The organism is uncultured Cedecea sp., assembly GCF_947498825.1.
In the GTDB taxonomy this organism is placed as follows: domain Bacteria; phylum Pseudomonadota; class Gammaproteobacteria; order Enterobacterales; family Enterobacteriaceae; genus JGM124.
Genome location: NZ_CANMLV010000009.1, coordinates 18756 through 41000 on the forward strand (window position 1 = coordinate 18756; position 22245 = coordinate 41000).

General features: G+C 41.8%; 19 protein-coding genes. 4 read left to right on the forward strand and 15 right to left on the reverse strand.

Annotated features, from left to right (window positions below):
* Positions 1-57 precede the first annotated feature (57 nt).
* The 8 genes from Q1A40_RS11515 to Q1A40_RS11550 all read right to left on the reverse strand — a co-directional run bounded on the left by Q1A40_RS11515 (position 58) and on the right by Q1A40_RS11550 (position 9717).
* A complete protein-coding gene (locus tag Q1A40_RS11515; RefSeq protein WP_300000408.1) occupies positions 58-1734 on the reverse strand; it encodes a pectate lyase in 1677 nt (558 codons plus the stop codon).
* A 50-nt stretch (positions 1735-1784) separates the two neighbouring features.
* Positions 1785-2858 (reverse strand): pectinesterase family protein, encoded by a 1074-nt coding sequence (locus Q1A40_RS11520; RefSeq protein WP_300000410.1) that lies wholly within the window; start codon positions 2856-2858, stop codon positions 1785-1787.
* A 264-nt stretch (positions 2859-3122) separates the two neighbouring features.
* Positions 3123-3623 (reverse strand): discoidin domain-containing protein, encoded by a 501-nt coding sequence (locus Q1A40_RS11525; RefSeq protein WP_300000230.1) that lies wholly within the window; start codon positions 3621-3623, stop codon positions 3123-3125.
* Between the two features lie 89 nt (positions 3624-3712).
* Complete coding sequence (locus tag Q1A40_RS11530) at positions 3713-4690, reverse strand: hypothetical protein (protein WP_300000232.1); 978 nt, start codon at positions 4688-4690, stop codon at positions 3713-3715.
* Between the two features lie 786 nt (positions 4691-5476).
* Positions 5477-6766: an ABC transporter substrate-binding protein gene (locus Q1A40_RS11535; protein WP_300000234.1), complete on the reverse strand. Its 1290-nt coding sequence runs from the start codon at positions 6764-6766 to the stop codon at positions 5477-5479.
* Between the two features lie 15 nt (positions 6767-6781).
* Positions 6782-7909 carry an ABC transporter ATP-binding protein gene (locus tag Q1A40_RS11540; protein ID WP_300000236.1) on the reverse strand — a complete coding sequence of 376 codons (1128 nt, stop codon included), beginning with the start codon at positions 7907-7909 and terminating at the stop codon, positions 6782-6784.
* Between the two features lie 13 nt (positions 7910-7922).
* A complete protein-coding gene (locus Q1A40_RS11545; RefSeq protein ID WP_300000238.1) occupies positions 7923-8834 on the reverse strand; it encodes a carbohydrate ABC transporter permease in 912 nt (303 codons plus the stop codon).
* Positions 8827-9717 carry a carbohydrate ABC transporter permease gene (locus Q1A40_RS11550; protein WP_259048575.1) on the reverse strand — a complete coding sequence of 297 codons (891 nt, stop codon included), beginning with the start codon at positions 9715-9717 and terminating at the stop codon, positions 8827-8829. Before Q1A40_RS11550 ends, Q1A40_RS11545 begins: the two co-directional genes overlap by 8 nt.
* 368 nt (positions 9718-10085) lie before the next feature.
* Between Q1A40_RS11550 and Q1A40_RS11555 the strand changes: the two genes are divergently transcribed.
* Complete coding sequence (locus Q1A40_RS11555) at positions 10086-10226, forward strand: hypothetical protein (RefSeq protein ID WP_300000242.1); 141 nt, start codon at positions 10086-10088, stop codon at positions 10224-10226.
* A 193-nt stretch (positions 10227-10419) separates the two neighbouring features.
* Here the strand turns inward: Q1A40_RS11555 and Q1A40_RS11560 are convergent, their stop codons facing one another.
* The 6 genes from Q1A40_RS11560 to Q1A40_RS11585 form a co-directional block, all read right to left on the reverse strand.
* Positions 10420-12651 carry an exopolygalacturonate lyase gene (locus Q1A40_RS11560; protein WP_300000244.1) on the reverse strand — a complete coding sequence of 744 codons (2232 nt, stop codon included), beginning with the start codon at positions 12649-12651 and terminating at the stop codon, positions 10420-10422.
* A 1-nt stretch (position 12652) separates the two neighbouring features.
* Complete coding sequence (locus Q1A40_RS11565) at positions 12653-14167, reverse strand: MFS transporter (RefSeq protein WP_300000246.1); 1515 nt, start codon at positions 14165-14167, stop codon at positions 12653-12655.
* A 353-nt stretch (positions 14168-14520) separates the two neighbouring features.
* Positions 14521-15045, reverse strand: coding sequence for a YgjV family protein (locus Q1A40_RS11570; protein ID WP_300000411.1), 525 nt, complete (start codon positions 15043-15045; stop codon positions 14521-14523).
* A gap of 270 nt (positions 15046-15315) precedes the next feature.
* On the reverse strand, positions 15316-15648 hold the full coding sequence (locus Q1A40_RS11575) for a cupin domain-containing protein (RefSeq protein WP_300000248.1): 333 nt from the start codon (positions 15646-15648) through the stop codon (positions 15316-15318).
* Positions 15649-15712: 64 nt separating this feature from the next.
* The gene (locus tag Q1A40_RS11580) at positions 15713-16513 is read right to left on the reverse strand and encodes a gluconate 5-dehydrogenase (protein WP_300000250.1); all 801 of its coding nucleotides are present in this window, start codon (positions 16511-16513) and stop codon (positions 15713-15715) included.
* A gap of 136 nt (positions 16514-16649) precedes the next feature.
* Entirely contained in the window at positions 16650-17822 is a 1173-nt protein-coding gene (locus Q1A40_RS11585) for an oligogalacturonate lyase family protein (RefSeq protein ID WP_300000252.1), read from the reverse strand.
* 248 nt (positions 17823-18070) lie between these two features.
* Here Q1A40_RS11585 and Q1A40_RS11590 point away from each other — a divergent pair, with 248 nt between their 5' ends.
* Together Q1A40_RS11590 and Q1A40_RS11595 are read left to right on the forward strand one after the other, a co-directional pair.
* Complete coding sequence (locus Q1A40_RS11590; protein ID WP_300000253.1) at positions 18071-18709, forward strand: RpiB/LacA/LacB family sugar-phosphate isomerase; 639 nt, start codon at positions 18071-18073, stop codon at positions 18707-18709.
* 216 nt (positions 18710-18925) lie between these two features.
* Entirely contained in the window at positions 18926-20155 is a 1230-nt protein-coding gene (locus Q1A40_RS11595) for a mechanosensitive ion channel family protein (RefSeq protein WP_367275744.1), read from the forward strand.
* A 15-nt stretch (positions 20156-20170) separates the two neighbouring features.
* Here Q1A40_RS11595 and Q1A40_RS11600 read toward each other — a convergent pair whose 3' ends face one another.
* A complete protein-coding gene (locus tag Q1A40_RS11600; protein ID WP_300000254.1) occupies positions 20171-21052 on the reverse strand; it encodes a LysR family transcriptional regulator in 882 nt (293 codons plus the stop codon).
* Positions 21053-21188: 136 nt separating this feature from the next.
* Here Q1A40_RS11600 and Q1A40_RS11605 point away from each other — a divergent pair, with 136 nt between their 5' ends.
* On the forward strand, positions 21189-22040 hold the full coding sequence (locus Q1A40_RS11605) for a Vmh family MBL fold metallo-hydrolase (protein ID WP_300000255.1): 852 nt from the start codon (positions 21189-21191) through the stop codon (positions 22038-22040).
* Positions 22041-22245 lie beyond the last annotated feature (205 nt).

Here is a 22245-nt window from a genome sequence, read left to right on the forward strand (position 1 = left end):
TTTCTTATTGATTATAAAACGGCATCGCTGAGTCAGCGGTGCCGTTTATATTAAGTCTTATTTTTTATTATTCGGTTTCAGTTGTTCGCCTTCCTTCAACGCAAACAGCTCTTCATCACGTGTTGATATACGTGCTGAACCGTCAGGCATGCGGTAAGCCCCTTCGGTAAAGCCCGAACCATTCAGGAAAGGCGCTACTGCATCAGGTTTATTCTGTAATACCGACTCAAGTGCCAGCAGGGCATAAGGTGCGATATTATCGACATTGGCATATTTGATCTCTTTGTTATCAACAAAGAAGCCATTTAACCGTTTATTCTCAACAATATTATCGGCAACTTTCTCAGCAAGACTGAGATAATCTTTATGTCCGGTGGCCTTCGACAGGTCGATCAATGCAAAAATGGTATAGGGGTCACTGTTGCTGGTACCCATATTGAGTTTTGCATTCTGGCCGCCCGGTGCGCCGATGTCGCCCAGTCCCTGACCTTTGGCGATACCGCGTACCGCTTTCCACAGTTCATCGTCCTGCTCAATACCGTATGCGCGGGCATAAGAGAGAAGGAATTCATTGCCAGCTTTATACGGCGTAAGTTTGGTACCTTTTTTACCGTAGTAACCGTCGCGTGGCAGAACATAGTTTGATAAATCAGTACCGTTTGCCAGCATCGGCCTGAAGGTATTGTTACTTTCATCATAGGCGTAATGAGCAAAAGCTTTCAGTCCATCGATAGTCCACTTCTTAAGATCAGCACCCTGGCTACCTAATTCATTAGCCAGTGCCAGCTGCATCAGAGCATTTTCAGAATAGATAGTGCTGGTACGGCCTTTCAGCATCATATTACCTTCCAGTGCATCCGGGCCGAATTCCGGACCAAACTGACGCTGGGCACGATCGCCAAATTTTGAATGGGTATTACTGTCATCAGTAGGTTTCTCACGCTGTAGTGCTTGAGTAAACTGATAAACACCCAGCCCGGTTTTTTTATCCCGGGGTAACACATACTGTTGTGCTAAACGCTGGGCCCAGACCAAGGCTTCGGGTTCATTATTATATTTAGACAGCAGTGCCGCAGAGTAAATCAGGTCATTGCCTGCATTCAGAAAGCTCAGCCCTTTAGTGGCAAAGAACGGGGGCTGCTGAACAAAACTGCTTTTCCACAGTTCGCCCATTGGCTTGTTATATTCACCGTGACGGCTGGTCTCCATAATATTCCAGTCGTAAACGTGGGCATTCCAGAAGCCACGAATAAACCTTACTGTTGGTTCTTTATCGACGGCGAACATCATTTCATAGTAAGGATAAGCATTTTTTAATTCGTGAACCTGCTCTTTCTCACTCGGGCCTTCCGGTTTCAGCGACTTCAGATCAACGAACCGATGTCCACCCCAGATCAATAGCCCGCTATTGTCCTGATAGTTATCAAAATAATATTTAGTGGTCTCTTCGGCACGCTTTTTATACTTTTCATCACCGGTCAGATTACTTAAGCCTACCAGAACACGCATCAGGTTTTGTTGAGCAGAGAAGTTGGATAGCACTGCGGTACGGCCATCAGGAAAGATCCATTCCATCTGCTCACCGGTTCTCGGATCAACACCGCTGGCTAATAAAGGGCTGGGCGTGGAACCATGATATTTATCTCCGGCTTTATCCAGCACGGTATCGGCAAAAGTTTTGACCGCCTGCAAACGCTGCTGGCTATCGGCAAGCGCAACGGAACTGGCTGCCATAATAAGAACACAGCAAAGGCGTAGTGGGAATCGGGTATTCATAACAGATCCTATTGAAGTCGTGATGATGGCCAGTCAGAAAAAATATTTTTTACACTGTACTTTTCGGCTTGGGAGGCACTCATAGCATATTTCTCTCCCCCCTGATTAGCGCCTGCTCCGCGACTGCCGTATTCATAGAAACGGCTGTCTTCAGGATAGAACCAGATCTTTTCACCGGCTTTATCTTTACCAGACATTTTGTCCCAGCCATAAATATGGTCATCGATTTCACTGTTAATAAATGCAGATAAACCGATAGCCTGTGGGTCAGCATAGCGCCCGTCGTCAAACTGGGTGGTAGGGTGCCACGGACGACCAAGGGCAAAACTTTTTGCCGGAACGCCAGGTTCTTTCAATAACTTGCTGTCGATAAAAATCAGACCATAAGGGGCATTGACGTTGGTTGATGGCGCGGTGATATAGCCAAGAGGTGGTGAAATATCAGCCCGTGCCCGGGCAATGATGTCGCAGCGTTCAAATACTGCGGTACCGGAGCCAAAGATAAAGTCAACATGGCCGCTTATCGTGCAGTCGGTAAAGTAGCTTCTGCTGCCGGTTTTACTGTAAAAAGTATCCTGGTACCCTTCCAGACGAACATGCCTGAATCGCGCCTCATCAACATTATCAGCCACTAGTAATGCCACTGCCTGAGTATCTTTCAGCTTTTGCGGGGAATCAGCGGGGAGTGCCTGGTTTGCAGGAAAATCAAAGCTATTACGGATGGTGATATTTTCTAATGTCACGCCATTGGCTTTAATTTCTACGGTACTGGTACGGGATGTGCCTAATTTCTTACCTGTGCTATCAAGCTGACCTGCTGGAGTATTGGCTTCGATAATGGTTTTATCTTCTGATTCGCCTACCAGTGTTACCGGTTTATCAATGATCAGTCGTTCTTGCCAGCTACCATCGGTAACCAGAATACGCCAGGGGCTTCCGTCTGCCGGGGCGGCATCAAGGGCTTGTTTAACTGAGCTGAAATGTCCGGCCTCAGGGGAGGGCGAAACTATTGCATCCCATTGTGAAGCCAGGGCTTGAGTTGAGCATAGTACTGCCCCACCGAGTAATAAAGTAATAACCAGATTTTTAGTCACTATTTTTCCTTTCTGCTGGATGCTTATTAGCTATATCTGGTGGCACTGTCAGTCGTCTGTTTTTACTTGCGATAAGGATGATATTCAGTGTTCCTTTAAGCGAAAAAGCAGGATTCTGATAGCGTTAAGTGAAGAAAATCATTTTGGTAAATTGCACAAATTAAAACGGCCGCATCCTTAAAGATTCATATTAAGTCTCTTTCTGGATGCGCCGTTTTCAAACCATATTGATGGTGTTATATATGATTCGTATCAAGGTAAAACAGTTTCCGGGAGGGCTTCATTAGAGTTAACATCAACCTCAATGAGCGCACTCCATTTATTGGCATTGGTTCCATTAACATTGATCTTCAAATAACGTGCATCACGAGGGGTTTTCAGCACGAATTTCTCCCCCTTGTCATACTTATCAGAGGTTTCTAAACCACTGGCTAATGGTGTCCAGGTGCTGTTATCGGTCGAGGTTAATAGATCGAATTTCAGGCGACGTTCAGTAGGTTTGAATGGAAGTAATACGATATTAGTGATTTTCATATCACTTTTTAGCTTTAACGTTGCTGAGTTCCCCAGACCATTAACCGCCCAGCGGGTCTTGGTATTACCGTCAATCATATTTTCCGGACGATGATTTTTGTCTTCATCAAATCCAGTGGCAGTAACACTTTCAAAATTATTAGCAAAGGCCAGACCTGAACACAGAACCAGAGTTGAAGCAGCAAACAAACTTAATAAACTGCGTTTCTTTAATAACATAAACCCTCCGGGCAAGGAGAAAATCATCTTAATATATTGTATTTAATAAATGTTTAGCCATCTGTCAGATGGCTTACTAACTGTTTTAATTAGAATGATTTTCTTACCGCTAACTTGTAGAACATTCTGTTTTTATCATCTGAGGATACGCCGCTATAGCTTTCCACTTTTGCAGTTTGCCAGTAAACCTCGCCGACAATATTTACAGTAGAGGTTGCTTTGTAGTTAAAGCCCGATCCGATACGTAATTCATCTTTGTTTCTTGATTTGCCATGATCTTTAACAAATTTGGCACTTTCAATATTTTCTTCTTTATAATGAAGGTCATAACGGACAAACGGGCTGAAGCTCAGATCGTTTATGACATTAACGTTATACCCTACACGTAATTGCCATCTGTCATATTTTGAGGCATCTTCAGAGTATTTTCTTTCATTATAAATAGATGACCACAGGCTATTGTTTTTGTTTATTTTGTATCGTACGCCCAGTAACTGAAGTTCGTGATAATAATCACCATTATAATTATTTGTGCTTAATTCACCTTTAACATAGTGGTCACCTTTTCTTGACTCTTGTTTGGTCTTCATAAACACAGGGGCGACAAAACCGCTCAGATATACGTTAACCTGGTCGTTAATTTTGTAGTCCATGTTAGGGTAGAAACGCAGCTCAAGCTTGCTTCTGTCCTGTTTACCGGTATTGGTCAGATAGTTGATATCCCAGCTTTCATAACGGAACCCGGCTTGTGGTGAAAAGCTAAAGTTACCATTTTTCCAGGAATAGCCCTTGGCAATGACTTCAATACGGTCACGGTTAGTTTTAAACTGGTCTTTAGGTGTGGTTGCGTGTTTTTTACCATATTGATCCTGATACATATATTTCATTGAAATATTCAGGCTGGAGTCTTCAATAGGGTTAAAACTGGTTGAGATATAAGGCATGAATACATCTGAGGTCTTATATTGATCGCGGGTATAGCGCTCATTCTCAAACCCTAACTCAACAGTTGCTGCATAGGCATTGCTAGATAAAATAACCATTAAAGCTAATACTTTTTTTTGCATAGTATTTACCTTGTTTTAGACCAGAGAACACCGTTTTTATAATTAATAATTTTATCAAAGCAAACACTCACAAAAATAAAATGCTTCCATATCAATGGAGTGATGCAACTATTAATTACAGGTATTGATGTAACATATTAAAATCTGACATAAATTAAATCTGCGACTATATCTGTCACGCGCAGATTTAAGCGCCACATTAAAAGTGGCTTGTTGTTTTCATGTGAATATAAAGCTGTTTTGTTAATGTTCTATCTCATTTTTCATCCAGAACTGTCATGTGTTAATCGATAGCAATGAGAACTTTTTCATCCAAGAGGACGAGATGATACTGAATCAAAGTGCTAATTTAGGTTCTTATTGCTTCTTTTTACAAGTGAGTTAAATATCCGATAAATCAAAATGAAACGCCATTTCAGTATACTGCTTTATATTTGCTGTAAGGAAAAGTGGTTTTTAATCATAATGTGATACACCTCAAGCGATATTTTGAAATAACATTTCAAAAAGATAAAAGGTTCATTTCATGAAGGATTATTGTTATCTGATTGTGACTTAAATCACTGAATGACGGTAAGTATTTCTACTGTTTAGTCTTATGGTAAATTATTTCAATCACATGTGAGAAGAGATAAACATATGCGGAGATGTTGTCAGGAATGAAGCTGGCAGGCGATATCGATGACATATATGCACTGTCGGGATGTTTTCTGGCATCTTATAAAAAAGAACCTGCCGTGAATGACATCACGGCAGGTGAGGACAGAACAGAGTTTTCAGGCAAGCTTAGCGCATTGCGCGTTTCAGAATACGGTTACCCTGGCGTTCAAATTCTTCTGCGGCTTCTGCTACGGTTTTCTGGCCATAGTCGATATATTGCAGAGTTGAACCGAACAGAGTCACCAGTTGTGGATCGTCAAAGTAAGGAGAAACGACCAGTTTATTTGGTAATGACTGAGCCAGTTTTAATCCGGCAACCGCAGGGTCACTGTCTTTAATGACACCCGTGGAAGATAAGTGAGTAACTGCTGCATTACTCAATGGAACACCGCGCTCCAGTCCCAGAGCTTCAACGCCTATTTTGTTATTTAACAGGAAGTTGATCACCATGGCGGCGTCTTTCGGATGCTTAGTCGTTTTACTGATTGATAGCATCTGAGCAGGTTTAAAGAACAAGCCCGCATCCGTTGCTCCTGGCAGCATAGGATAAGCACCTAACTCTAGTTTTGCTGGTGGTTTCAGGTTATCGGAATATTTGGTAATGGTTGAGTTCCACATATAGGTACCCGCCCATTCACCCTGGATCCATGGCTTCATTTCATACATGTTGCTCTTACCAAATGAGGCATAGTATTTGGTATCAGGCATGACATGATTGTCGATCAGTTTTTTGTACATTTCAAAAAATTCAACCCATTGCTCTTTGCTGTAGGCGAATTTTTTACCGTCCAGATCGATTGCCGGTACGTTGTACTTCTGGATCATATATGAATTGAGTAAGGCAAGCGTATCCTGATGTTCAAGTACCACAGGGAAATATTCTTTGCCCAGTTTCGTTTCAAATGTTTTTCCTGCTGCGAGCAATTCATCCCACGTTTTTGGATAATCTATCCCGGCTTGTTTCCAGGTTTGATCATTAAAATAGAAAACACGCGCTGTGACAGAAATAGGAATACCGTTTAATTTACCGTCTACCGTCGTGAACTGTAGATCTTGTGGTTTAAAGTTAGATAAACCCAGTTCATCTTTCAGTAAGTTAAGGTTATAGAAGCCATTTCCTGTTTTCGAGAAAATAGGCAGCCAGTTCCAGTTAGTCTGCATAACATCTGGCTCAGTTCCGCCAGCAATTTGCGTGGTAAGACGAGATAAGTGACCGTCCCAGCCGGTATATTCAGATTTAATATTAATATTTGGATGAAGCTTGTGGAATTCTTCCAAAGCCTTCAGGGTGACCTGGTGTCGGCCGTTTCCTCCCCACCAGGACATGCGTAAATCAACGTCATCTGCCGCAAAAGCACTACCTGCCGACATCACTAATGTAGAAGCAATCAAGGTACTCAATAGCATTGTTTTCATTATGAGCTACTCCTGTTAGATAGAGAGGTTTTCTTCTGTTTTTGAATCAAAAATATGGCATTTATCCATATCAAATTTAAAATAAACTGAACGGTTGATACCCTGCGCAAGAATAGGTTTCGCTTCATCTGACGAAATACGACAGGTCAGTTCATAGTTGTCTATTTTTAGGTAGACAAAGAACTCATGTCCCATATTTTCGACACGAACAATTTCACCGGTAGCACTGCTACTTTCAAAAGGCTGGTCGGAAATATTGACAAATTCCGGACGAATACCAAAGAAAACGTCCTGATCTTTATAGGCCGCAACTTTCTCTGTTTTTTGTTCGTTCAGAGCCAGAACATTGCTACCAATGGTGATATACATCTTTCCGTCTTTTTCGATCAATTTACTCTTTTTAATGTTCATTTCTGGGGCACCGATGAAACCGGCAACAAACATATTTTTAGGGTAATGATAGAGATTGTCCGGGGTATCGACCTGCATGATATGGCCCAGTTTCATCACACAAATTCTGTCGCCCATGGTCATCGCTTCGGTCTGATCGTGGGTAACATATACTGTGGTGGCTGGTTTACCGCTTTGCTTCAGCTGCTTATGCAGGTCAGAAATACGAATACGCATTGATGCACGCAGTTTGGCATCCAGGTTAGAAAGCGGTTCGTCAAACAGGAACACATCTGGTTTTTTTACAATTGCACGGCCTACGGCTACACGCTGTGCTTGTCCGCCGGATAACTGGCGCGGCAGTCTGTCCAGCAGCTCGTCCAGCTCAAGAATTTTCGCCGCTTCGTTAACCTGCTTCTCAATCTCTTTTTTCGGCATTTTGCTGAGCTTCAAACCGAATGCCAGGTTTTCACGTACAGTCATATGCGGATAAAGTGCATAGTTCTGGAACACCATGGCAATACCGCGAGATTTTGGTGCCAGGTTATTAACGACACGTTCTCCAATACGGACTTCACCACCGCTGATGGTTTCAAGACCTGCTAACATACGTAAGGTCGTTGATTTTGCACAACCGGAAGGTCCGACAATAACCATGAACTCGCCATCTTTGATAGTTAAATCAATGTTATGTACAGCCTTGAAACCGTTTGAATAGACTTTTTCTAATTTATTAAAAATAACTTCAGCCATGATATTGCCCCTATTAACCTTTAATTCCGCTGCTCGTGACACCCTGAACAAAATAGCGCTGTGCCAGGAAGAATATGATGATTGATGGCAGGATAGAGATACTTGCCATAGCTAAAATCTCATTCCATGGTGCGCCCTCGGTGACATCGATGGACATTTTTAATGCTAATGCAATTGGATATTTATCTACGCTGTAGACATAAATCAGCGGACCGATAAAGTCGTTCATTGACCACATGAACTGGAACAATGCGACGGAAATAATCGCGGGTTTCAGAATCGGGACGACGACATACCACAGCACTTGAAATGAGTTACATCCGTCAATTTGCGCCGCTTCTTCCATGTCACGTGGAACACCACGCAGGAACTGAATCAGCATGAAGACAAAGAACCCTTGTGTAGCAAAAGCCATAGGTAAATACAGTGGCAGATAGCTATTCAGCATGCCCATTTCACGGAACATCAGGTACTGAGGGATCAGCAGTACAGTACTTGGCAGCAACATAGTGGTGATGAGTGTGGCAAACCAAAACTTTTTAAATGGAATTTCAAAACGAGCAAAACCATAGGCCACGATAGTGGACGAAATAATGGTCAGAAGCACTTTCGGGATAACATACTTAAAAGTATTCAGCATGTAGTGTCCGAAAGTATATTCGGTACCGGTTTTCCAGCCATTAATAAAACCATCGCTGGTTGGATGTTCTGGCCATAATCCGAGCGTGGTAAAAATCTCATGATTAGGTTTAAAGGCTGCTGAAAACATCCATACTAACGGATACAGCATCAGCAGACCGACGATAAGCAGTATGACGTAGCGAATATAAGCGCTAATTTTTTCCCGACGTAGCGTACGCAGAACTTCTTGCTCAGCTAAATCTAAATTTTGTTTCGGGGCCATAGGTTGTTGAATATCAGCCATTTTTGCCTCCCTTATCTGCAGAATAGAACACCCAGTATTTCGATGATTTAAAGGCGATGGAGGCAAAGACCGCCACGACCAAGAACAATACCCATGCCAGTGCGGCACCGTAGCCCATTTCAAAATACTTAAATGCGGTATCGTAGATATAGAGCGAGAACAGGTAGGTATAGTGTGTCGGGCCGCCGCCAGTGATGATGTACGGTGCGGTAAACTCCTGGAATGCTTGGGTTGTCTGCATTATGAAGTTAAAGAAAATCACCGGCGTAATCAGCGGAATCGTGACTTTAGTAAACATTTGCCATTTAGAAGCACCGTCAATCATGGCGGCTTCGTACTGGGACTGAGGTACGTTTTGCAATGCTGCAAGGAAAATAACCATTGCAGAACCAAACTGCCAGACACGTAATAAGGTGACAGACATTAATGCCAGAGAGGGTTCACCTAACCAGTTAACGGGGTCAAAACCAAATACGCCAATAAAACTATTCAGTAATCCATCAATTGCAAACAGTGCACGCCATAACACGGCAATGGCAACTGAGCTCCCTAGAATAGAAGGAATATAATACGCGGTTCTAAAGAATCCTATGCCACGTAATTTAAAGTTCAGTACAAAAGCAATACCCAGAGCAAAAGCCAGTTTTAAAGGAATGGTAAGAAAAACGTAGGCAAAAGTAACCCCCATAGACTTCCAGAAGAGAGAATCTTCCGTCAGCATATAGCGATAGTTTTCCAGACCTGTAAATTCTGGAGGGTTAATTAAGTCATACTCGGTAAAACTGAGTACAAAGGAGGAGACAAATGGGAAAGCCGTAAAGATTATCAACCCTAAAATATAAGGTGATATCCAGGCTAATCCCAACATTCTGTTTTCATTCATGTAGTACCTGCTTGGTATCAATTGTTTAAAAACTATTACGAAACGGGACTGTTATATCACTTATTTAAAATAATAAAGCTGCATCTCAATGTGAGAGTTTGTGATAAATTCTTATTTATAAAACATTGTTTCATTTTATGTGGGTTTGGTGTTTTAGTCATTCAATGGATGATGAAAATGTGATCCAAGTCGAAACAGTGTTTTACTATTTCTTGGAATGTGGAAGGACAGAGATAGAATGAGGTGATAACTGTGTATTGAGCGAAAAAAAATGTGATTGAATCCGCACTTGTGACAATAAAGTGTTTATTTTTCGACATGCTATTTGCAATGTTTCAAACTTGATCTGGCGGTTAGGATCGCGCTACATGCCGCTTGAATTCTATAAGCCATCCCGAACATTACATGTCGTGTTACCTGCGTCCAACCCGCCAATTACAGAGTTTATCTATGCTCATCGACAGGCTGAACTGGGTGCCTACAAGCAACTCGAATTATTTGGGGTATAGCTATCACTGAAAGGGGCTGAATCACAAAAATGTGATAGTGATCAATGTTCTGTGGTGAAAGAGAAGAGGGGCAAGCCTTTTCTTACAATTAAATCTATTGCCGTAGTATCTGTATTTAAGGAGAGGCGATGGGGAGAAAGTTGATATCTGCCCCGGCAGTATTAATACGTCCGGGGCAGGTTAGTACAATTTATTAACTTAAATTTGGGTTAAGTTTTAATAAAAAATCAGGGTAGATAATTTTCCCATTTTCATCACGTGAAATAACGATGTCTTTAGGTATTCCACCGATCTCTTTTGCGGTTAATGTTTTGTTATCAGTAGCAACAACTTGCTCGCCAAAATAGTCTTTAATTTTACCTTCCCAGCTATCGCGAATGGAATAGTTATTTTTAAAGGTAATTTGTGACGCAATTGTATATGGATTGGATCTCAGAATGTAATTATAACGCGCGTTATTTATCGATATATTATTTTCGATAATTAATGAGCCAGTATTAAAGTTATCTGTAAAGCCATCCATGTTGTTATTAAATGCTATAGAATTGATTATCTTATGTTCAACCGGCTGACCTTCTCCACCAATTTTAAATCCATTACCAATACTGCCTTTTAATATATTTGGTTTGCTTAAGGGTAAACCATTGGCATAGGCAATTGAATTTTCAATCGTGACAGGTGCATTCGGACCGTCTTCAATTTTATTGAAGAAATCCCAGCCATCGTCTGCATTATTATGAGAAATACAGCCTCTGAATACGTTACCTGGTCCGACACCTAACTTAGCGGCAAACCCGTCGGCATTAATACCGGACAAGTCCAGGTTATTATAGGAGTCCGAATCCAGGATCAAGTTATGCGCAGGCCACAGCAGACGATTTTTATCCTTAGCGGTAATCGCAATACCGGTATCATCATTGTTTCGGGCAATAACACGTTCCACAATGTTATGGCTACCCGATACTCTCAGATAAGCGGGTTTATTTTGCGTATTATCAACGTTACCATCAAAGATGATATCTTTCAGATGCCAGTAGCTGGCGCCAAGGTTAAAGGTCTTATTAACAAATACGGCTTTATGCTTGTTAATCGCGATAAGTGTTTTTAACTGGTCAGGTAAGCCACTGACTTCCCGTGCCAGCGTCAGTCCATCGTATTGACCATCGTTCAGGTAAATTTTTCCACCTGGAGCCAGGAATGTTACTGCTGTTTTTAAATCAACAGGGTCAGCTTTGGTTCCCGTAGCATCACTTTTACAGTCAGCACAAACGTAGATCTCTGACAGGTTAGCGATATTGCTCGAGACAGCTTCAACGTTAATCTTTTGCTGAATTTCAACACCATTGACCAGATAGTTAACAGTGAACGTATTTTCGCCTTGATTCAACTGTACGGGGAACTGAACCAGCTCTCCGCCCTGAACGGTTTTTTTCTGATCGCTTCCCTCAAGCACAACACTGCCTGTTTGATTGGCTAAGAGTTGTAAGGTCGTCGCATTGCCGACCACTTTCGTCCCGGAGGCCAGAAGTAATTCAGGTACGATTTTTTTCCCGCCATGCGCTTTTGCCGGGGCCAGTTTAGCATAATCGACGGTTGCTGTTCCTGGCTGGAAGTGGGCATTTTTTACTTCAAGCTTAGCATTACGTGAAGCAAAGAATCCTAACGAGATTGACTCGCTATTTTGCTGATTCATGAAGCCCGCGTAGTCATCAATGCTCCATGATTTCTTCTCTTTGCTGTCGCTATCAACAGTAGTAAGAATAAATTGGTTTGCAGTACGCTCAATTGTCATTCGAATATTGGTTTTTTCAGTAAAATTAATATTCTTAACAATGGCTTGTTTCTTAATTGAGATCCCTTCATTACCCCAAGAGTTTTTGACACCCTCGCGAAGAATAGATGTAATCTGTACTAAATTATCATTCTTTTTATTTTGAGTAACAAAAGCATTCATCAGCACGTTCGATGCCTGAGGAAACTCTTCAAATCCTGCTGATTGTGGTTCCTGACGTGGAGTTCCGATAATGTCTCTGACAAACAAGCCAGCGGCTTCTTGCGCAGCAGGTGACTTACCATCAACTTCAGGCCCTATTTGTACAAGCGTCAGGTCCGCCTCAAACAGGAAGGTCTGATTAACAGGAACAGAGGTGTAAAACACCGTCATTCCATCATGCGAATTAGCAATTTTTCCGCCGCGACTTTCAATAATGAAATCACTTGGCAGTGGATAGGCTTTACCGGGTATCAAAAAATCGTTACTGCCTGCTATCCAGGCATTATTCCGGCCAATTTTGGCCGGATCGATCAGTGAGGAAAAGTTTAAATCAGTTGACTGACCAAAAGCAGCAACTTTCCATTCCTGGGCAAATGCAACACTACAAAGAGAACTTAAACAAACAGAGAGTAAGATAATATTTTTTTTCATACTAAATAGCCTCAGCTTTAGTGGTGTATTTAAAGCCAACGTTGTTATTACCGAAGCATTCATCGTATTCATAACCGGTCAGTTCTTTAACTAACACTCTCACTTCTGGCGTAGCGTCTTCTTTTCTACCACCTTGTTTTAAACGTTCTAACTCTTGAGTGACTTCAGCATGAGAGCTTTTATCTAATTTCATTTTTACTGAGAAATAGATACCTATCAAAGCCATTCCTGCAACACCAAAAATCATCACGCCATTGATAGCGTTAACAGCACTTTCCGGTTGATGATGAATACCAGACTCAAAACCAAACAGACTCAGTACGACACCTAAACAAAATACAACGGTTGCTCTCATCAACTTACCGGCCATGATCATGGCGCCGGCATACAAACCTTCACGACGTCTTCCGGTTAATACTTCATCGACATCGGCAAGGAATACGTAAACGCTCCATGGAATGTAATACACGCCACCGGTACCTAAACCGAACCAAATAGTGATACCGACGATAACCCAGGTTAAATGAGGGAGGTTCAAGTAGAAAACACCGACATAACCCACAACCGAGGAAACAACGATCAGAATGGCGACAATAAATGGACGTTTAAACCCACGCTTGGCACACCACATCATAAAGAATGCAGTTGAAACAAGCTGACAGATACTGCTTAACGAGTTCATTTCAGAGACAAAGGTACGGGGTTGCTCCAAGTTGAAAACAATAAAGTAGGTAAAGGTTGCGGTGAATAGCCATTCAGCGCCAAAACCGAACAAATACATCCCAAGATGGGTACGGAATGTTTTTAATTTAAAGGTCGAAAAAAGGTCTGAAAATAGTTTATGGAATCCTTCCCAAAAACCGTGGGTGAATTCATCAGCAACTTCTTCTTTAGGTCTTTCCCAGCTATTGCAATAGAGCAAAATAAGCGCAATTATCATAATTACAGCATAAGTCACGCCGGTCAGGAAAAACGGCGTTGCCGATTCTTTATTAAAGAAGTAGAAGAAAATTCCCGGTATCGCCGCGGCTAAAAAGTTAGCAACTTTACCAAACATAGCCTTAGAACCGGTCAAATAAGTTCTTTGGTTGAAGTCTTTTGTCATTTCAACAGGCAATGTATTGAACGGTATCATGATCATGGTATAAACGACTTCAAAAATGATATATGTCGTCAGGTAATACCAAAAACTCATGCCATTAATCCAAAGCATGGGATAAATGATCATGCATGGAATCGCAATCAGTATGAAAAAACGGCGGCGGCCAAAACGGCGGCCTAACTTACTCTGATTGAAGTTATCGGTAATAAAACCCATCAGCGGATTTAAAATGACATCCAAATAAGTGGCTATCGAAAATATTATGGTTGCTTCAAAAACTGATAGCCCACAAAAAGTAGTATAAAAATAAAGCAGCCATGCTCCGCTGATTGCGATTGCACCGCTGCCGATCAGGTTTCCGCTGCCATATGAGAACCGTGTTATGGCAGTAATATTTCTTTGTTTGTCAGTCATTTAACTCGCCTATTATAAAACGGAGTGATCCGTTTTAACATCAATGGAAGGTTAATTATTAATTTATGAAACATTGTTTCAATAATATGCCTGGCAAGGTTTTTTAAGAACGTATTTATGTAAACTATGTGATGTACTTCAAATTTATTTTTGTATTAAACAAATATTTTACATGTGGTTTATTGTGGGGTTTTTACTTTATTTTGGCTTTGTTAGCGACATGATTAAATATATTGTATCGAAAGTTCGGATGACGGAATAAATTGTTAATTATGTTAATTAATCATGTTTGTTAGTAATTAACGGACCGCAGTTTTATTGACTGGCTAAGATTGAATTTATGGATAAAAAAATTATTTTTGTGTGGCGAAGGGATCTATTCCTTTTCTCTTCAGCACAGTGAAACGATAAATAGCAATACCATTGATCAATAAGAAACTCGATTCAATCAATGTTCCTCCTAAGGTTCCAATCCAAAAGTTGTATATCACCCAACAAACGGTAGAAAGCCACATAGTGATACGTAGTTTTAACTGAGTAAATTTAAAAAACGCCACTGTACTCATGACTGTTGCAACGACTGGCAGAAATTCCATCCAGTGATGGATATTAGGTAGGGTTAATGTCAGGGTGAGAGTAATGAAGACGTACATGATGACTGACTTTCTAAAATAGATAGAAACCAGCGTTCGAACAGCATTTAATGAGGCACTTATTCCTGCTGGTGTTGCCCCCAGCAAAAAAAAATGTATTCCCATAAATGCAGTGTATATAACCAAGCGAAATTTTAGCTTTTTATCATCGCGCTGAATAAATACGGTCAATCCTATCAGAAAAGCGAGGATTCCTATGCCCTGACCAAGGTAATATGAATTTATTTCGTTGAAGAGCATGATAAAATTCCTGTTGTCTAAAAGTCTACTGCACTCAGTCATGTACTGCTTTGAATGCTAATTCATAGTATAAAAAGAACGATACCCATCGTAGTTTAAGTTACCTGAATTTGGCCTCTACAAGTCACTTGAATTATTTATGGCTAATATTCTCATTAATACTAAAAATTATAGTCCAGATAGACTGACTTAAGGATCCGCCAATGCGGATCCTTCATCAGGATGTTCGACTGCTATTCAGAGATTCCGATATGACTACTTATTGTCCTTTAGAAAATCCTGGCGCTGAGGCGTGAAGGTATCTAATAACGTTCCGGGTTCAAGACAAACACAACCATGCATGATGTTGGGTTGTTTATAAAGTGTGTCACCCGCTTTAACGATATGTACCTCATCACCAATGGTGAATTCAAATACACCCGACAGAACATAAGTCAGTTGTTCATGAGGATGATTATGCATTGGGCCAACAGCATCTTTCTCAAAGAACACTTCAACAGCCATCATGCTGCCACCATGCGCTAAGACTTTTCTGCTGACACCATTGCCGAGATCTTCAAGAACTCTGTCATGATTAAAAACAAACATTGCCACCTCACAAAAATAAGTGGTTGAATCGATTATATTTTTAGTTGCATATTACAGCATGTAATTAAGGCTGCTTACCAATATATGCCAAAATACCACCATCAACATACAAAATATGACCATTCACAAAGTTTGATGCATCGGAAGCCAGGAAGATAGCCGCGCCAGCCAGATCGTCAGGAGTACCCCAACGGCTTGCCGGTGTTTTTGAAATGATGAACTGGTCAAATGGATGACGACTTCCGTCTTCCTGAATTTCACGCAATGGTGCAGTCTGTGGCGTTGCGATGTAACCAGGTCCGATGCCGTTACATTGAATATTTGCTGAGCCAAACTCAGAGCAGATATTCTTGGTCAGCATTTTTAATCCACCTTTCGCGGAGGCGTAACCTACAACTGTTTCACGGCCAAGTTCACTCATCATTGAGCAAATATTGATGATTTTACCGTGACCTTTGGCGATCATTGAAGGTAAAACTGCTTTAGCCATAATGAACTGACCGGTCAGGTCAATATCAATGATTTTACGATAGTCAGCAGCGGTAGTTTCTAACATCGGTTTTCTTTGAATGATCCCGGCGTTATTCACCAGAATATCAATAACGCCGACATCTTTTTCAATCAGTTTAATATTTTCTATTACAGAAGGTTCGTCAGTGATATCGAACAGATAACCATGTGCTTTAATACCGGCTTCTTGATAAGCTGCCAGTCCTTTGTTCAGGTTTTCTTCAACAACATCATTGAATACAATTGTCGCCCCTGCGCTGCTCAATGCTTTCGCAATTTCAAAACCAATACCGTAAGAAGCGCCAGTAACTAAAGCTACTTTACCTTTCAGATAGAACATATCAATAAATGACATAGAGACTCCGATAATTATATATATTAATATATACATCATATTTTAAGGGTGCCGGATATCATTATCACTCAACTAACTGTATGTGAGTTAGTTGAGTGTAATGTTTACAAGTCACTCTATTATTTATGAGTACAAATTATATTTGAGTTAACATTTCTTCAGATACTTTCGCCAGATAAAGCGCTGGGAGACCTTCAGCATCACAAGAATATAAGACATATTTATTATCTGGGGTAAATGATGGGTGAGGGTGTGTTACTTGTCTGTCACCGTTCAATACTTTCCAGGAACTATTATGTTTTACCAGTTTATAAGCTTGCCCGGTTTTAGGGGCTAAAATATAGATCCAAGGATCATTTTCAATCTCATAGTTGCCGGTGTCTTTAACATCTACAGGGCTACCGGAACCATCGCCGACATAGAGTGTGCCGTCTTCATTACTCATTAAGTGAGAGCAGGCAGGCATTTCCATCACCAGAGTATCTTCGTTGGTGGCAGGGTTATAGTTACGAATATAGCGCTCTTGCTTGCCTTTCATATAAGAGACATAAGCCAGGGCTGAACCATCAGGGATCCAGAATTCATGCGTGCAGCTTTCGCCTGGCAGGTGCTCATGAACCATGCGTTCCTGGGTGCCGTCGCTGTTCACTAACCACATTCTTGCATCAATTAAATCATGCGGACCTTCATGGCAGAAGGCGATAGTATCATCGTGATTAGGACGGTAAATTGGGTGTCCCAGCCATACATTCTGATCCAGAACAACAGAGGCGATCCCTGTTTCCAGATTAATGGTAATTAACCGGCAGCGTGGTTTTTTATGATAGAAATCGTGGAATATTTTCCAGTCACTGAGCGGTGTCCAGTCACTTTTTAAAATTTCAATCGCAACAATATGGGTGCACTTACTATTTGCTACCCATGTACCATAACCCACCCAGTCATCGGGTACAGTATAAATAGTGATTTCTTCCAGCGTCTCAATATCTACACGCTGCAAATTACGTTCATTCTTAACGTAGAATAAGAACTTATCGTCAGGTGATAAAAAGCCGCCGAAAGTATTATCGCCACTACCTTCAGTTAATTGTTTCGCTGTTTGTGATGCTAAATCTAAGAGAAAATAGTTACGATTTTTATCAAACTCTGCGGCAAATATTAACTTCGAGCTGTCGTTGGTAAAACATTTTTGATAGAAGTAGTTTCGGTGACACAAAACGTCTTGCGGTGTTAAGCGAATGACTTCGTTGTTGGAGTCACTATCGACAGTCGATGAAAAATTAAGTTTCTGAACATCACCCTTAGCCATAAATCCTCACTCTGCGCCAATACTAAATTCTTTCCGGAGCTTTGCCATATGGTAAGTAACATAGCTAAATTTAGCCCGGCAAACAGTGATCTGAATCACGTTGAATAATAATATTAAAACATAGTTTCATTTTTAGTGGAAGTGCGTTGTGGTTTTCTAAATTTACTATACTATAGTGCTCATGATATGGACGCAGTCCATCAGTATCCGCACTGTGTAACGAGTTGTTCTCTATTGGGGTTAAAAAAATGAAAATTGCATTAATGAATGAATTTAGCCAGGCGGCTAAGAATGCTATCATCTTGAATGAATTAACCACGACGGTATCAAAGCAAGGCCATACTGTTTTTAACGTGGGAATGGATGGTGACAACGATCACCGTTTAACTTACGTTCATCTTGGCATTATTGGTGCTCTTCTGCTGAACAGCAAAGCCGTTGATTTCATTATTGCTGGCTGTGGAACTGGTCAGGGCGCTATGATGGCGCTTAACACCTTCCCGGGTGTGAACTGCGGTTACTGCATCGACCCGACTGATGCCTACCTGTTTGCTCAGGTGAATAACGGAAATGCGTTAGCATTACCTTTTGCGAAAGGCTTTGGCTGGGGTGCAGAGCTTAATATCCGTTATATCTTTGAGAAAGCTTTCGACGGCGAGAAAGGGTTAGGCTATCCGGCTGAACGTCGTGAATCTCAGAATGCTAACGCAGTGATTCTGAACGACATGAAAGTTGCTGCAAACAAACCTTTGATAGACTCCCTGAAAGCGATTGATCAAGAGCTGGTTAAGCAAGCTATTGGCGGAGAACGCTTCCAGGAATGCTTCTTCAATAATAGCCAGGACGCAGAGTTGACTGATTATATTCGCACTTTGCTGGGCAAATAATTCCTTCTGCTAGTCAAGTATAAAAATAAATAGGCTGAAAAGCCTATTTATTTTCCTGCCATATTTACCTCTTTTTCTTCTCTTCATCGATAATGTCGGATAATACGACATAGACGAAAATGGTCTCAGCATGTCATGATAATTATCAGGAAATTTTGTGGGTATTCTGATTTTTTTATTATTTCATGATTCTTAGATTTTTTCGGGCGTGACGACATGGTTTATTTACAAAAGTTGATGGCTTTTATTCAGGGAGATCAAGCGCTTTCCCTTGGCTTTAATATAATTTTACTGATTGCAGTATGGTTAATTGTACATATCTCTTGTAAATTTTTTGTTATAAAAATTGTCAGGAGAGTGTTTTTTGGCAGTCACAAGCAGGATGTTCCTCTGGAAAAAGACCGGCGAATTGCTGAAAAAATATCCAATTTTATCCCTGTTTTAAGCGTTTACTATTTGTTGCAATTTATGCCAGATATGCCCACTCCCTGGGTAACAGCAATACATACCTTATGTGGCATTTTATTTTTTATTTATCTGTCAGTATTTTTTAACGAACTGCTGGATATCGTTAATATTTCATATCTGCGTAAAGCGAAACGAAAAAATCACTCGATCAAAGGCTATATTCAGATAGGGAAGATTTTGATCCATATACTTGCGGCAATCATGATCCTTGCCGTGATGTCGAATAAATCACCGATTATTATTATTTCCAGCCTGGGTGCGGCTGCTGCTGTTCTGATGCTGGTATTCCAGCATACGTTGCTGTCACTGGTCGCCAACGTACAGCTCTCTTCGAATGATGTTCTGCAACTCGGTGACTGGATTGAAATGCCGGATAGAAATCTCAGTGGCGAGGTGATTGATATTGCTCTGCATACCATCACTATCCGTAACTGGGACAATACAATTTCTCGTATTCCAACGAAAAATTTTCTCACCGAAACCTATACCAACTGGCAAGCCATGTTTTCCTCTGGTGCCAGACGTATTATGCGCAGTATTTTTATTGATCAGCACTCTGTGGCTTTTGTGACTCAGGATAGCTTGAAGCCAATGCTTGCTCTGCGGGGGATCAGTGAGCCGCTAAATCAGCTGGTTGATGGCAGAGACCCTGGCGGTATTGCTGATGGCTGGTTTATGGACAATGGCATCACGAATCTGACTCTGTTTCGCCATTATCTGATGCGTTATCTGGCCGACCGTGAGGACATCATCAAAGATATGTACATCATGGTACGTATGTTAAAGCCTTCTCCTGCGGGTTTACCGTTGGAAATTTATTGTTTTACCTCTTCGACGTTATGGATGGAATATGAGAACACGCAGTCCGCTATTTTTGAATATATTATGGCGATAGCAGAACAATTCTCACTGCGGCTATATCAGTATCCGGCAGGACAGGCATCTGCAAACGCGATGATCTATCCACCAGAAGTATAATTTTACACGAGCCTTTTATGTCCTGGAGAGCCTGCTTTCTAGTGCGCTCAGAAACAGATTGAGTGCTACAGATTTATGCTCTCGGGACATATACAGACCATAAATTCCCATGGTGCGCGGTTCAAAATCCGCCAGGACCTGAACCAATTGTCCGGAATCCAGCGCCGCGCGAGCTTCTATTTCTGGTACCAGTGCCAGCCCACAATCGGCAATAGCGGCTTCACACAGCAGCCAGGAAATATCAGCGCTAAAATTGCCTTTTACAGGGACGGAAAGGGATTTTTTCTCTTGATCTTTAAAGTGCCACAGTTGCTGAGCAAAACGGCTGTACTGCAGGCAATTGTGGCCTTCCAGCGAGTCAGGATGCTGCGGTATTCCATGACTTTTCAGATAACCCGGTGAGCCACAAACAACAGAAACACATTCCCCGAGTCGCCTGGCGATAGCACCGGGTTCCGGGTTATCCGTGATGCGAATCGCTAAATCAATACGCTCGCCAATCAGACTAACCGGATGATTATTAATATTCATTTCAATGCGCAGTTCTGGATAGCGCTTTAAGAAATCGTTGATAACCGGGCTGATTATCTGCATACCGATGAAATGAGAACAGGCAATACGCAGAGTTCCACTTGGCGTTGCGTGTTCTTTCATACTGGTAACGTCATCAGAAAGCTGGGATATCTGTTTGGTTTTTTTAAGTATTTCTTCTCCGGCCGGCGTGACTGTCAGGCGTCGTGAGGAACGATGAACCAGTCTGGAGCCGGCCCATTTCTCCATTTCCGCAAGGTAGCGGCTGACCATCGGGCGTGAAATGCCCAAGGCTCGCGCTGCCGCGCTCATGCTCCCGAGTTCACAGATATGATTAAAAACAGTCGCCGCCATAATTCTGTCCATTAACAGCCTCATCCGATCGTTTTAAGAAACTGAGCATGTCTTGTAGAGGGGATTTTATCAAAAAATGAAACCATTACACTGTCTCTCAACGTTTCACTTTTTGTTTATGCCCGTGAGGGCGCGTTAAGGATGCTACATGACCATCAAAACACTGGCTGTCTTATTATCGCTGATTGCCGTTCCCGCCATTTCAGCGCCCCTTCATCTGGAAGTTTATAACCCTGGCGAAAAAGCGATTTTTCCGGTGTCTTCGACACTGGTTTCAGGGCCAAAAGAAGTCGTTTTGATTGATGCCCAGTTCAGTGTCAAAGATGGGCAAAAGCTGGCTGATATGATTAAGGCGAGCGGTAAGGACTTGACGAAGATAATCATTACCTCCGGCGATCCTGATTACTATTTTGGCCTTGAGCCGTTGGTTAAGGCTTTCCCGGCAGTAAGCGTTGTCGCGTCTCCCGCCGTGGTTGAGCATATTCGTGCCACCAAAGATGCGAAACTTGAATACTGGGGACCTAAAATGGAAGAGGGGGCACCGAAGAGTATCGTTGTCCCTCAGCCCACTCCAGAAACCTCTTTTTCTGTTGATGGAACACCGCTTGAACTTCACCATTCTGGAGAGTATGCCGCCTATATCTGGATCCCGTCTGAAAAAACGATCTTAGGCGGAACAGGGGTTGCATCAGGTATACATGTCTGGACTGCAGACACACTGTCAGCGCAGAAGCGTGAAGCATGGCGTAATGTTTTAACTGAAATGAAAGCGCTGAAACCGATCAAGGTCATACCCGGTCATTATCTGGGAAGCCTGCCTGATGGCGATAAAGCAGTAACCTTTACTCAGGATTATCTGGTTAAATTTGAAAATGCACTGAACAAGCATAAAAGTTCAGCCGAGGTTATCAGCGAGATGAAAGAGGCTTATCCAGGACTCGCGGATGAAGGATCGCTGGAACTGAGTGCCAAAGTGAACACTGGCGAAATGAAGTGGTAGCCGTTTTTATCCTCTTTTAGCTTGTGGTACGTCAAGTTGTTCGGTGGGAATGCCGGTGCAACTTGAATTATTTTGGGTATAGATTTTTGGTGTAGATCACGTTTTTAAATATCAGAGATTGAATAACAGAAATTAACTCCAGATAATCCGACGAAATCGCCATTTTTATTACGGCATGTCACTGCGCAAGCAGGCAAGACCAAAA